We start from the raw sequence: 12220 nt of genomic DNA, 5'->3' as shown, positions 1-12220 counted from the left end.
CGTATCCCCAACCGACAGACGGGATTAGCTGTTGCCGCCAGCTTTTTCCACATCGTTGCGCAGCGCCGCCTGGGCCACAGCGTCCAGGGCGTGGTCCACTACGCGGCCGTCCGAAACCAGGCGGATCAGCCCCAGCCCACGCAGGCGATCCATGGTGCGCCGGGACATGGAGTGTGCCATGCCACCCGAGGAAATGAACATGAACAGCGTCTTGTGTGGGCTGGCCCAGGTGAGTTGCGCCCGCACCCACACACCGCCCAACGCCAGATCCACCCAGGAGCCAGTGTTGAGTTGTTCCGCGCTCCAGGCCCGTTGGGCGGCCGGATCGGGAGTCTCGTCTTCTTCAAATTCGGGCATCAGTTGAGCGGCGGCATGCATGAAGCCAGAGTCAGTTGCTTCTTCCTGCGCCATCCAGAATTCGTCTGCCGGTAACCCCACAACATCAATCGCTGACAACGCTGATTCGTCAACCGTTGCGCTTCCACCGTCAGGAGCGGGAGGTGGCTTAGCGCCTTCAAAGGCTTGCTCGTGAAAAGTGATCAGCTCGTCAAAGAACACCGGTAGTTTTTCTTCTGGATAGGAAATAAGACTTAGGCCCTGACGCATTTTGACCAGCATCCCAGGCACTATATCTACCAAACGCGCGCGGTTGCGCCGGGCCAATTTGAGTTGCACGCTCCAGATCAGGTCATCAACCAGACTCAGGTAACCGTCAGCATCGACTGTGCCGTCGGAGCAGCGCAATTGCGACTCGGCCACCACCTGTGCCCAAGGGCCGCGCAGAAACACCGCCACGATCTCGGGAATTTTCTTGGCTTTGATGCGCTCGGCAAAATCTTCGGCCAGCCTTTGCGCCAGCAGATTGCGCTGTTCGGCATGCAACAGACCGCGCGCAGCTTCCTCAGCGCGCTGACGCTGATCGTGCTCTTCACGTGACCACCCCTCTTCGAGCTGGCGCAGCACACGGGTGAAGGCTGTGACATCGCCACCACTACCGATCAAAACCGCCACAGCGTTCTCCAGCGCCTTGTGGAAATGAACAAAACCGGGCTGGTCTTCGGATGTGAACGCCAGACTGCGGTTGGTGATCTTGTCCATGAACTGGCGCGCCGGGTGTTGGCGTTCACTGAAAAAGCGCGCGTCCGATTGCGACAGCGCCAATAACACCGGCTCCAACCGCTTGAGGTTGTTGCGCACGCCAGCCAGCATGCGGTGGTCCTGGGTCAGATTTTCCAGCATGAGACGAACCACTTCCTCGCCCAGTTCGCGCCCCAGTTTCTTGCTCTTTGATTTTGCGCGCAGGGAAGCGGCATCCACCACCACGCCCGCTGCCGCAGGGCCCCTGGCAGCAGCCGACTGGCTGGCCCGCTCGGTCAGGCGCTTCATCATGGGCTCCATCAGCTTCATGTCTTCCAGCGCGACGAACGATGCCGGCACCGTGTGGGTGAAGTCCTTGATGTTGCCATTCAGGGGGCCGGGGTTCAACTCCCCGGACAGCAAGCGACGCAGTTTGTCCAGCGTGAGCAGCGTGCGCGTCACTGTACTCTCGGCCGATTTGGCGGTGCCTCCTTGCCCGCCACCCTGGGTCAAGGTCGGGCCAACCGGTTCAACACCCTGCGAGCGAAGCCAATCGGATATTTCCTTGTACAACTGTCGCATGCTGATGCCCAGCATGCCGGCTGCCGGTGTCATCAAGGGGGTGCGCACCTCGTCCTTGGGAATCAGCTCCACCAGGGTTTCCCGCAGCGCGTAGACAAAGGACTCCGGTTTGAGCGGGTTCAGGTGGGGCTGCACCGTGAGCCAACCCAAGAGGCCGCTGACCATGGCGTTCAGGGTGGGCAGTGTGTCGTCCACGGCCATGGAAACTTCCTGTTGCGTCAGGGCAAATTCGATGTTGGCATCAATTTGCTCTTCTTCGAGAAACTGGAAATCATCGAACCGCAAGGGCTGGGTCACACCACGCTGGATGTCACCGCCATACAGTGCCGCGCGCAAATGGATGGCAAAGGCCTCTTTGAAGTGATAGGCCTGCAGGCACAAATGTTCAATAGCTGCTTTGGTAGCCGGACTGGTATTCACGTGCACGGACTTGGCGCGTGCCGGCGAGATGGACGCCTTTAACCCGGCCAGTACGTCATCGGCCAGGGTATCACTTTGCTCCAGCACAGCCTCCATGCAATCATGCACAGACGGCTTGAAGCTGCCAGGATCATGGGCTACCCCCAAGCGTCGCAACATGAACTTTTTCATTGTGTGAAGATTCTCCCAGTTGCAGGGCGTAAAGACTAGCCCCCTGGCCACAATGTTACTGTGGGCGTCGCGTCAACAAAACAACTGTTGCTGCCTTTTTAGCACTTCCTGGCACAACGTGCGACAATGCGCGCAGTTGCGGTGCTTCAGTTGCCCACAACGTCAGCACATTGCTGGGGACTGGTATCACAACCTGCGTCCCGCTTTTGAATCTATCTGCCTTTGACTGAACCGGTGCCCAGGCCCCGGGACAGGCCGATATCCCAAGCGCCCTGGATGGGCGCCACAATCCATGACATTTGAAGAATTGAATCTGGCTGCGGCCATCGTCAAAGCCGTGCGCGAGCAAGGTTACGAGATCCCAACTGCCATTCAGGCCCAGGCCATTCCCCTGATTCTGGAGGGCCGCGACCTGCTCGGCGGCGCCCAGACCGGCACCGGCAAGACCGCAGCCTTTACCCTGCCCATGCTGCACCGCCTTACCATGAGCCGTAGCGCGCAAAACAAGTTTGGTGGCACTGGCATCCGTGCCTTGGTACTGACCCCCACCCGCGAACTGGCCGCACAGGTCGAGGAATCGATACGCACCTACGGCAAATACCTGCAACTCAGCAGCACCGTGATCTTTGGCGGCGTGGGCATGAACCCGCAAATCTCCAAACTCAAAAAGGGCGTGGACATTCTGGTGGCCACTCCTGGCCGCCTTTTGGACCTGATGCAACAAGGCATGCTGGACCTGGGCCAAGTGCAAATGTTGGTTCTTGATGAAGCCGACCGCATGCTCGACATGGGCTTTATCCATGACGTGAAAAAGGTGCTGGCCGCTGTTCCCAAGGAAAAGCAAAGCTTGCTGTTCTCCGCCACTTTCAGCGACGAAATCCGCGAACTGGCCGCCGGCCTGCTCAAAGACCCACAGAGCGTGCAGGTCACGCCGCGCAACACCACGGTACAACGCATCACCCAGGTGATCCACCCCGTCGGCCGCGGCAAGAAAAAGGCCCTGTTGGCCCACATCATCAACGAACACAACTGGAGCCAGGTGCTGGTGTTCACCCGCACCAAGTTTGGTGCCAACAACGTGGCCGAATTTCTGGAAAAGAATGGCATCACCGCCATGGCCCTGCACGGCAACAAGAGCCAGGCTGCGCGCACGCAAGCACTGGCCGGTTTCAAAAGCGGCGACGTGCGCGCTTTGGTGGCAACCGACATTGCCGCCCGTGGCATTGACATTGACGATCTGCCGCACGTGGTGAACTACGAAATCCCCAACGTCAGCGAAGACTATGTGCACCGCATTGGCCGCACCGGTCGCGCCGGAGCCGACGGTGCCGCCGTGAACCTGGTGTGCCTGGATGAAGAAGGCTTCATGCAAGACATTGAGCGCTTTACCAAGCAAAACATTGAAGTCAAAGTGGTGGAAGGCTTTGGCCCCGAACCGGGCGAAAAGGGTGAACCCATCGCCATGGGACGCCAAACGATTTGGGGTGGCGCCGGCAAACCGCCAAGCCGCGACGTGATGCAGGCTGCCGCCAAGGCCGCCCGCACCGAAATGCTGCAGCGCGTGCGTGAGAACAAGACCGGCCAGGGTGGCGGTCGAGGCGCAGGCGGAGGCAATGGTGGTGGTAACAGCGGAGGCGTGGTGGCCAAGGGCCCGCGTGGCAACGGCGGTGGCGGCGCAGGCCGTGGCGGTGAACACGCTCCCCGACCACAAGGTGCCCGGGCCCCAGGGTCAGGGCCAAGGACCGGGTCGCGGTCCCAATCGTGATCGCGCACCCGCTGGTGACGAGCAACCACGCAGCCACGAAGGCCGCTTTGCCGCTGGTGGCGGCATGGGCGAGCCACGCGCTCCCCGCACCGCAGCCGGTGGACAACCCGACCCGATGCGTACCAGTGTCGATATGATGGCCGAACGCGGCGCTCGCCGTGGTTATGGCGGCGGTAATCGCGGCGGTTCTGGCAATGGAGGCGGAAATGGTGGACAACGCTCGGGTGGCTATGGTGGCGGGAGCAACGGGCCTCGTGGGTCAGGAAATCCTCGCGGCCCTTTTAGCCGATAAGACCTATTCGGCGGTTCACTGCGTGGGCCGCCGCACGCTGGAACAGAAGCATCCCAAGCTCTTCTGCCATGTGGTGGATTTTGCGGCCCTGCCGCACGATCTGCCCCGGGTGGATGATTGCTTCATCGCCTTGGGCACCACCATCAAAGTGGCCGGCAGCCAGGAGGCGTTTCGCGCCATAGACTTGAAGGCTGTTGAGGCGCTAGCCCTCGCCGTTAAAGCTTCAGGTGCTACCAAATTAGGAGTTGTCAGCGCCATGGGCGCCAACAGCCAGTCCTCGGTTTTCTACAACCGCATCAAGGGCGAGATGGAAGTCTCGCTGGCCCGCATGGGCTTTAAAAGTCTAGTCATTGCCCGCCCTTCCCTGATTGACGGCGACCGCACAGCCTTGAATCAGCCGGGCCGCGCGGGCGAAGGCTTGGGCCTGATGTTGACCCGCAAGCTCGGCCCGCTGCTTCCCAGTAATTACCGCGCCATTGCGGCCAAGGATGTGGCCCATGCCCTGATCCGGTCGGTCAAAGCGGGGACGCCCGGCGTAGTGACCCTGTTGTCCGGCGAAATGCAGGGCGGCTAAGTGTCGCTGCGCGGCCCCAGCAACGCCCCCTGGGCACCTCAGGACGGCCCTGCCCCGCACAAACAACGTCACCAGCGGATCGTCTCCTACCTGACGACTCCAGTGTCCGTGCACCGCCGGGTCAAAGGTTGCGCCATCGGGCAGCACATCGGCTGAATAGAAATGCTCCCCCGGTTTGAAGATGCGCGAGACGCCGCCTTGCAGGCCGATCTCCATCTGCCCACCCAAAATGAAACACCACTGTGGTGCACCGGTGCAGTGGAACTGGCTGCAAAACCCGACCGGGCTGGTGCGCAACTGGTAGCCCTCCGAGGCAAACACGTCTGACAGCATGGACTGGGGCGTGCCCTGGGTCAGCGCAACGGCTTCCGCACGAAACCGCGCGCGACCATCGGTGTCGGTAAACAAAACAACTTTGGTGAATTCAGTCATGGCACGTCCGTAAAAGGCAATGCCGTCAATTATCCCCAGTGGCTAAGGCCAAAGCCATTTGGCGCCACAATCAGACTGAAATATCCCCCTTTTCAGGAACCCCACCATGCGACTTTTGCACACCATGCTGCGCGTAGGCAATTTGCAGCGCTCCATTGACTTTTACACCCAAGTCCTGGGCATGAAGCTGATCCGCAAGTCTGAAAACCCCGAGTACAAATACTCGCTGGCCTTTCTCGGCTATGGCACCAACCCGGATCACGCCGAACTGGAACTCACCTACAACTGGGGGGTGGAAAGCTACGATATGGGCACGGCCTATGGCCACATTGCCCTGGGTGTGCCCGATGCCTATGCGGCCTGTGAAAAGATCAAGGCCGCCGGCGGCAACGTGACGCGCGAACCCGGACCGGTCAAGGGTGGCAGCACCGTGATTGCCTTTGTGACCGACCCCGACGGCTACAAGATTGAATTGATTCAGCGCGCCTAGGTTGTGGCTTCGCGGTAGTGTTCGCGCCGACGCGCCTCGGAGACAAACTCTTCCAGTTGCGGGTCCATGGCATTGCGCGCCGCCACAATACCCAGCACCCGACTGCCCTCCACCACCGGCACATGGCGAAAACCGCGTTCGTGCATGAGCAACAACGCATGACCGTAGGTCGTGTTCGGTGCCAGCGTGGCGGGGTTTGGCGTCATCACTTGGCGCAGCAACGTGGCGTGCGCGTCCAGCCCCTTGGCCAGTACACGAAACACGGCATCGCGCTCGGTGAAGATGCCGATCAGGGTGTCGTTCTCCATCACCAAGGTAGCACCGGTGTTTTTGGTCGCCATGCGTTTGGCCGCCTCGGCCACCGTGGTTTCCGGCGCCAGCAAAACCAGTTTTTTGGGCTCCATCAGGCTTTTAACAGGCAGATCAAACATAGGCCCTCCAATTCATTCGACAACTCTGGGGTGCATGCTAGGCGCCTCTTGAGCAATTACCTTGCCATAGGTCAAACACTTGCTAAATGATCAGGTAACTGTATCGAATTACTATAATTTCAATAGCGCATGACCTATATTTCACGAGGGCTAGAGACTATTTTTTTCTCAAAACAAGGGTGTCACGGGCAATGGGCTGGACATCGACCTTGCTGCGCACGGTGCCTGAGCCCAAGACACCTTTGGGGTGGATGGATACGAGAATTGGCATAGACGATGTAACTGAATTACATGGTGCATGGTACTACTCGCCTTCACATTTTTGGTACACAGAAGTTGCCAATGGGGTGCGAGCTTACAGGCTATGTGCACTTGCAACATTTGGTGGCATTTGGACGACGGATGTTGCAATTGATTGCGGGTTTTCACAAAGAGGCCGGGCTAGTATCAGTTCTCACATTTCTTGAAGGAACCTTGATGTCTATGCAACCTCCGTTCTTTGGCAAACGCCCCCCTGACCCAATCACCAGCCGCTCCCAAACGACCGCAAGTAGCACTTCCAGTGCAGGCGCTGGAAGTGCCGCATTGCACCAGGGCACGCCATCGACCGCTCCAATTACTCCCATCGCGGCCGTGCAACCGGCGGCACCGGTGTCTGGGGCGCCCGTCAAGGAAGGCGGCAGCAAGCTCACCGTGGGGCCCAATATCAAACTCAAGGGCGTGGAAATTACCGATTGCGACACTCTGGTGGTGGAAGGCACGGTGGAAGCAACAATGGACTCGCGCGTCATGCACATCACCGAGGTGGGCGCGTTCAAGGGATCAGCCGACATCGACTTTGCCGAAATCCATGGCGAATTCAATGGCGACCTGACGGTGCGCGAGAAACTGGTGATCTACTCCACTGGCCGAGTCAGCGGCAAAATTCGCTACGGCAAGGTGGTGATCCAGGAAGGCGGCCAGTTGATGGGCGACGTCCAGTTTGACGCGGCCAAGGCCGGCAAGGCTGCGGGCGCTTCTATACTGGCTGGATGACCAACATTGCCGATCTTCGCAAGAGTTACGAGCGGGCCGAACTCGACGAGAGCGCCTCCCACGCTGATCCGCTGCAACAGTTTGACCAGTGGCTGAAAGAAGCCATTGCCTCAAAAATACCCGAACCCAATGCCATGACCGTGGCCACCGTGGCCAGCAACCTGCGCCCGTCTACCCGCGTGGTGCTGATCAAGGGCTATGACGAACGCGGCATCACCTGGTTCACCAATTTCGAAAGCCGCAAGGGCCAGGAACTGGCGGGCAACCCGTTTGCAGCCCTGCAGTTCCACTGGGTGGAGCTGGAGCGTGTGGTGCGCATTGAAGGCCGGGTGGAAAAAGTCAGTGCTGAGGAGTCCGACGCCTATTTCCACAGCCGCCCGTTGGACTCGCGCGTGGGGGCCTGGGCCTCGCCGCAGAGCACCGTCATTTCCGGTCGCGGCGTACTGGTGGCCAACGCCGCCAAATACGCCGCCAAATTTCTGTTGCAGCCGCCGCGTCCGCCGCATTGGGGCGGCTACCGGTTGCAGCCGGACCGCTGGGAATTCTGGCAGGGCCGCAAGAGCCGTCTGCACGACCGGCTGCGCTACATGCAGCAGCCCGATGGCCAATGGCTGCGCGAGCGCTTGGCCCCCTGACGCGCTAGAACGCCACCGTGCACGCGTCCCTTCCCCTGCGGCACTTTCTGCTGGCACTGGCGGTTGTCGCCGTGTGGGGCACCAATTTTGTCGTCATCAAGCTGGCACTGGGATGCCACCATGCTGGCCCCTGCGCTTGCGGTGTGGCCGGGCCCCGGGGGCCGGGGCGGCCCCCCCCCTTGGTGTGTTTAACCCCCCAAAGGTGCGGTCTACATGGATTCCTTTTGGATTCAGGGGCCGCCACATATGCACCTTGCCGACAAAACGGCTGCCAACGGCCACGGCGTCGGGCTCCACGCCAAAGGCCACGAATCCATTGCGGGCATACAGCGCCTGCGCGCTGTCGTTGCCCTGGGTGACGGTCAGCAGCACCTGGCGGACCCCAGGCCATGTGCGGGCATGGTCCAGCGTGGCCTGCACCAGCAACTGCCCCAACCCGGCTCGGCGGTAGGGGGCCTGCACCACCATGCCAAACAGCGTGGCTTTGTGGGCGGCTTTTTCACGCACCTCCTGGCCCAGGCCCACGGCACCTACGAGTTCACCGTTTTGAAAGGCACCAAAAACGACTTCACGGGCTGTTGGGTCGGTTGCCATGCGTTGCTCCCACCAGGACAGTGGCAACGATTCACGCTCAGCGACGCTGCTAGTGAAGGCGTCGGGGTGCAGCGCATAGGCCTGTAGCATCAGCGCACGGTACTGCGGCGCACACAACGGTGTAAGGCGCATACCGGGCGTCATGGCCTTGGCAAACTGCTGGATGGGTGTGGTTTCACCCGGCAGCGTCACAACACCTTCCAAGTCAAAGCCACAGCGCTCCAGTACCCGGATGGAGTCGGCATTGTCAGGATTGACCACCGCTATCACCCGGCGCAAGTCATGCTGGCAGGCGCCGTTGTCCAGCACTGCACGCACACATTCCACAGCGTAGCCTTGGGAGCAGTATTCGGGCAGCAGGGCATAACCCACATCCACATCGGCCAAGCCCTCGCGGCGGATCAGGCCGCACATGCCAATGGCTTGGCCGGTACTTTTTAGGGACACGCGACAAAGACCAAAACCATTGCGCACATAGCTGGCCAGCGGGCCATTGCGCAGGTAGGCACGGGCATCTTCGAGCGTGCGCACACCCTTGTCGGCAATGGCGCGGATGAAGGATGGCTCGTTGAGCAGGCGCAGGACAAAGGCAGCATCGTCCAGCGTGAAATGGCTGACCTGCAAACGGGCGGTTTCACAAATGACCACGGTATCGGTTCCTGGCGAATCTGGGGTTGGGCGCCATGGTACCCCCAAGCCCGGCCAAAGCACCGCGCCCGGTAAAATCGCGGGTTCTGACTGAATTCACCCCACCATGACCGAAACCGCTTCCACACCCATCGCACAACCCGGCTTGCAATCCCTCTCCAAATCGTTCGAGCCTGCCGCGCTGGAAGCCCATTGGGGGCCCGAGTGGGAAAAGCGCGGTTACGGCGTGGCCGGCTACCGGGGCACGCAAGCACCAAAGGCCGGCGAACCGTCCTTTGCCATCCAACTGCCGCCGCCCAATGTCACCGGCACGCTGCACATGGGCCATGCGTTTAACCAGACCATCATGGACAGCCTGACGCGCTATCACCGCATGCTGGGCAACAACACCGTCTGGATACCCGGTACCGATCACGCCGGTATTGCCACCCAGATTGTGGTGGAACGCCAGTTGCAAGACCAGAAGGTCAGCCGCCACGACCTGGGCCGTGAAGCGTTTGTGAAGAAGGTGTGGGAGTGGAAAGAAAAGTCAGGCAACACCATCACCACCCAAATGCGCCGCATGGGCGACACGGTGGACTGGAGCCGCGAATACTTCACCATGGACGACAAACTGTCCAAAACGGTAACCGAGACCTTTGTGCAGTTGTACGAGCAGGGCTTGATCTACCGTGGCAAGCGCCTGGTGAACTGGGACCCCATTTTGCAAAGCGCCGTGAGCGACTTGGAAGTGGAGAGCGAAGAAGAAGACGGCAGCATGTGGCACATCCGCTACCCGCTGGCCGATGATTCTGGCTCCCTCACCGTCGCCACCACCCGGCCTGAGACCATGCTGGGCGACGTGGCCGTCATGGTGCACCCGGAAGACGATCGCTATGCCCATCTGATTGGCAAGCAAGTCGTGCTGCCCTTGTGCGGCCGCACCATCCCCATCATTGCCGATGACTATGTGGACAAGGCTTTTGGTACCGGCGTGGTCAAAGTCACACCCGCGCATGACCAGAACGACTATGCAGTAGGCCAGCGCCACAAGCTGCCCATGATCTGCGTACTCACACTGGACGCCAAGATCAACGACAACGCCCCCGCTGCCTACCAAGGCCTGGACCGTTTTGTGGCTCGCAAAAAAGTCGTGGCAGATCTGGAAGCCGATGGTTTCCTGGTCGAGGTCAAAAAGCACAAACTCATGGTGCCCCGCTGCGCACGTACCGGCCAAGTCATCGAACCCATGCTCACCGACCAATGGTTTGTCGCCATGAACAAGGCCCCCACGCTCCCCCCTACGGGTGGTTCGCTGCCCCCCGAGGGGGCTAATTTCCCTAGGGGCGGCCCGTCGGGAAATTCTGCCGTCTTCGATCAACGCTCCATCGCGCAAAAGGCCATCGACGCCGTGCAATCCGGTGAAGTGCGCTTTGTGCCCGAGAACTGGGTCAACACCTACAACCAGTGGATGAACAACATCACCGACTGGTGCATCAGCCGCCAACTGTGGTGGGGCCACCAAATTCCGGCCTGGTATGACGAAGACGGCAATGTGATCGTGGCCCGCAATGAAGCCGAAGCACAGGCCAAAGCCCCCGGCAAAAAACTGCGTCGCGACGAAGACGTGCTCGACACCTGGTATTCATCCGCTTTGGTTCCCTTCAGCACCATGGGCTGGCCCAACCAGACCGACAGCGCCAGCGACGATTACAACCTGTACCTGCCCTCCAGCGTGCTGGTCACCGGCTACGACATCATCTTCTTCTGGGTCGCCCGCATGATCATGATGACCACGCACTTCACCGGGCGCGTGCCGTTCAAACATGTCTACATCCACGGCCTGGTGAAAGACGCGCAGGGCAAGAAGATGAGCAAGTCCGAAGGCAACGTGCTGGACCCGGTGGACTTGATCGACGGCATTGCCCTGCCCGAGTTGCTGGCCAAACGCTCCGAAGGCCTGCGCAAACCCGAGACCGCGCCACAGCCGTGCGCAAGAACACCGAAAAAGAATTCCCCGAAGGCATCCCCGCCTTTGGTGCAGACGCCCTGCGCTTTACCTTTGCCTCCTTGGCATCCTTGGGCCGCTCCATCAACTTCGACAGCAAACGCTGCGAGGGCTATCGCAACTTCTGCAACAAGCTGTGGAACGCCACCCGCTTTGTGCTGATGAACTGCGAAGGCGCTGACTGCGGCCTGCAAAACGGAATCGAGTGTGACACCGCCACGCTGGATTTCAGCCAGTGCGATCGCTGGATTGTTTCGCTCTTGCAAAAAACCGAGGCCGAAGTGGCCAAGGGTTTTGCCGAATACCGTCTGGACAATGTGGCCAGCACGATTTACGACTTTGCATGGAACGAGTTTTGCGACTGGTACCTGGAAATTGCCAAGGTCCAAATCAACACCGGCACCGACGCACAAAAACGCGCCACCCGCCGCACCCTGATCCGCACGCTGGAAACCCTGCTCCGCTTGGCCCACCCCATCATCCCCTTCATTTCTGAGGAGCTATGGCAAAAGGTGGCTCCAGTGGCCGGGCGCGCTGGGCCATCCGTGGCAATTGCGGCCTACCCCATCAGCCAACCTGAGCGCATTGATCAGGCTGCCATTGCCCATGTCGCCAAGCTAAAGGCATTGGTGGATGCCTGCCGCAACCTGCGTGGCGAGATGAACGTGTCACCTGCCACCCGTTTGCCGCTCTACGTGGTGGCGCAATCAGCCGCCGAGGGCGCGTTTCTGTCAGCATCAGCCGCCGTACTGCAGGCGCTGGCCAAGCTCAGTGAAGTCAAGCTCTTTGCTGACGAAGCCGCATGGGTAACAGCCGCCCAGTCTGCACCCGTAGCGGTGGTGGGCGAAGCGCGTATCTGCCTCTACATGGAAGTGGACGTAGCCGCCGAAAAAGCCCGTCTGGGCAAAGAAGTGCTGCGCCTGGAAGACCAGATCACACGCGCCAACACCAAGCTGGGCAATGAGGCCTTTGTGGCCAAGGCGCCGGCAGCGGTACTAGAGCAAGAGCGCAAACGCGTGGCCGAATTCACCGACACACTGGCCAAGATGCGCGAACAACTGGCCCGCTTGGGGTAATGGAGTTTCGT

At 60.3% G+C, this 12220-nt stretch carries 7 protein-coding genes and 4 pseudogenes; 7 read left to right on the top strand and 4 right to left on the bottom strand.

Annotated features, from left to right (window positions below):
* Nucleotides 1-24: 24 nt before the first annotated feature.
* The gene (locus IPI80_RS12620) at nucleotides 25-2238 is read right to left on the bottom strand and encodes a DUF1631 family protein (protein WP_413860580.1); all 2214 of its coding nucleotides are present in this window, start codon (nucleotides 2236-2238) and stop codon (nucleotides 25-27) included.
* Between the two features lie 304 nt (nucleotides 2239-2542).
* Here IPI80_RS12620 and IPI80_RS12615 point away from each other — a divergent pair.
* Both IPI80_RS12615 and IPI80_RS12610 read left to right on the top strand, forming a co-directional pair.
* A pseudogene (locus IPI80_RS12615) lies at nucleotides 2543-4307 on the top strand (DEAD/DEAH box helicase).
* Nucleotides 4222-4881 (top strand): nucleoside-diphosphate sugar epimerase, encoded by a 660-nt coding sequence (locus IPI80_RS12610; RefSeq protein ID WP_413860578.1) that lies wholly within the window; start codon nucleotides 4222-4224, stop codon nucleotides 4879-4881. The pseudogene IPI80_RS12615 and the gene IPI80_RS12610 overlap by 86 nt, the downstream one beginning before the upstream one ends.
* A gap of 51 nt (nucleotides 4882-4932) precedes the next feature.
* Here the strand turns inward: IPI80_RS12610 and IPI80_RS12605 are convergent.
* A pseudogene (locus IPI80_RS12605) lies at nucleotides 4933-5313 on the bottom strand (hypothetical protein); the annotation flags it as partial.
* 106 nt (nucleotides 5314-5419) lie between these two features.
* Between IPI80_RS12605 and gloA the strand changes: the two are divergent.
* The gene (gloA, locus tag IPI80_RS12600; RefSeq protein WP_413860576.1) at nucleotides 5420-5803 is read left to right on the top strand and encodes a lactoylglutathione lyase; all 384 of its coding nucleotides are present in this window, start codon (nucleotides 5420-5422) and stop codon (nucleotides 5801-5803) included.
* Here the strand turns inward: gloA and IPI80_RS12595 are convergent.
* Nucleotides 5800-6234 (bottom strand): cyclic nucleotide-binding/CBS domain-containing protein, encoded by a 435-nt coding sequence (locus IPI80_RS12595; protein WP_413860574.1) that lies wholly within the window; start codon nucleotides 6232-6234, stop codon nucleotides 5800-5802. The two genes, gloA and IPI80_RS12595, sit on opposite strands and share 4 nt — an antisense overlap.
* A 477-nt stretch (nucleotides 6235-6711) precedes the next feature.
* Between IPI80_RS12595 and IPI80_RS12590 the strand changes: the two genes are divergently transcribed.
* The 3 genes and pseudogenes from IPI80_RS12590 to IPI80_RS12580 all read left to right on the top strand — a co-directional run.
* A complete protein-coding gene (locus IPI80_RS12590; protein WP_413860572.1) occupies nucleotides 6712-7269 on the top strand; it encodes a bactofilin family protein in 558 nt (185 codons plus the stop codon).
* Nucleotides 7266-7904 (top strand): pyridoxamine 5'-phosphate oxidase, encoded by a 639-nt coding sequence (pdxH, locus tag IPI80_RS12585; protein ID WP_413860570.1) that lies wholly within the window; start codon nucleotides 7266-7268, stop codon nucleotides 7902-7904. Before IPI80_RS12590 ends, pdxH begins: the two co-directional genes overlap by 4 nt.
* A gap of 17 nt (nucleotides 7905-7921) precedes the next feature.
* A pseudogene (locus IPI80_RS12580) lies at nucleotides 7922-8014 on the top strand (EamA family transporter); the annotation flags it as partial.
* Here IPI80_RS12580 and IPI80_RS12575 read toward each other — a convergent pair.
* Entirely contained in the window at nucleotides 8001-9146 is a 1146-nt protein-coding gene (locus IPI80_RS12575; RefSeq protein ID WP_413860568.1) for a GNAT family N-acetyltransferase, read from the bottom strand. The pseudogene IPI80_RS12580 and the gene IPI80_RS12575 sit on opposite strands and share 14 nt — an antisense overlap.
* A 106-nt stretch (nucleotides 9147-9252) precedes the next feature.
* Here IPI80_RS12575 and IPI80_RS12570 point away from each other — a divergent pair.
* A pseudogene (locus IPI80_RS12570) lies at nucleotides 9253-12209 on the top strand (valine--tRNA ligase).
* Nucleotides 12210-12220: the final 11 nt, after the last annotated feature.

The organism is Candidatus Aalborgicola defluviihabitans (assembly GCF_016705985.1).
Taxonomy (GTDB): Bacteria; Pseudomonadota; Gammaproteobacteria; order Burkholderiales; family Burkholderiaceae_C; genus Allorhodoferax; species Allorhodoferax defluviihabitans.
Note: the sequence above shows the minus strand (reverse complement) of the source record. Positions and strands in the feature narration are given on the sequence as shown.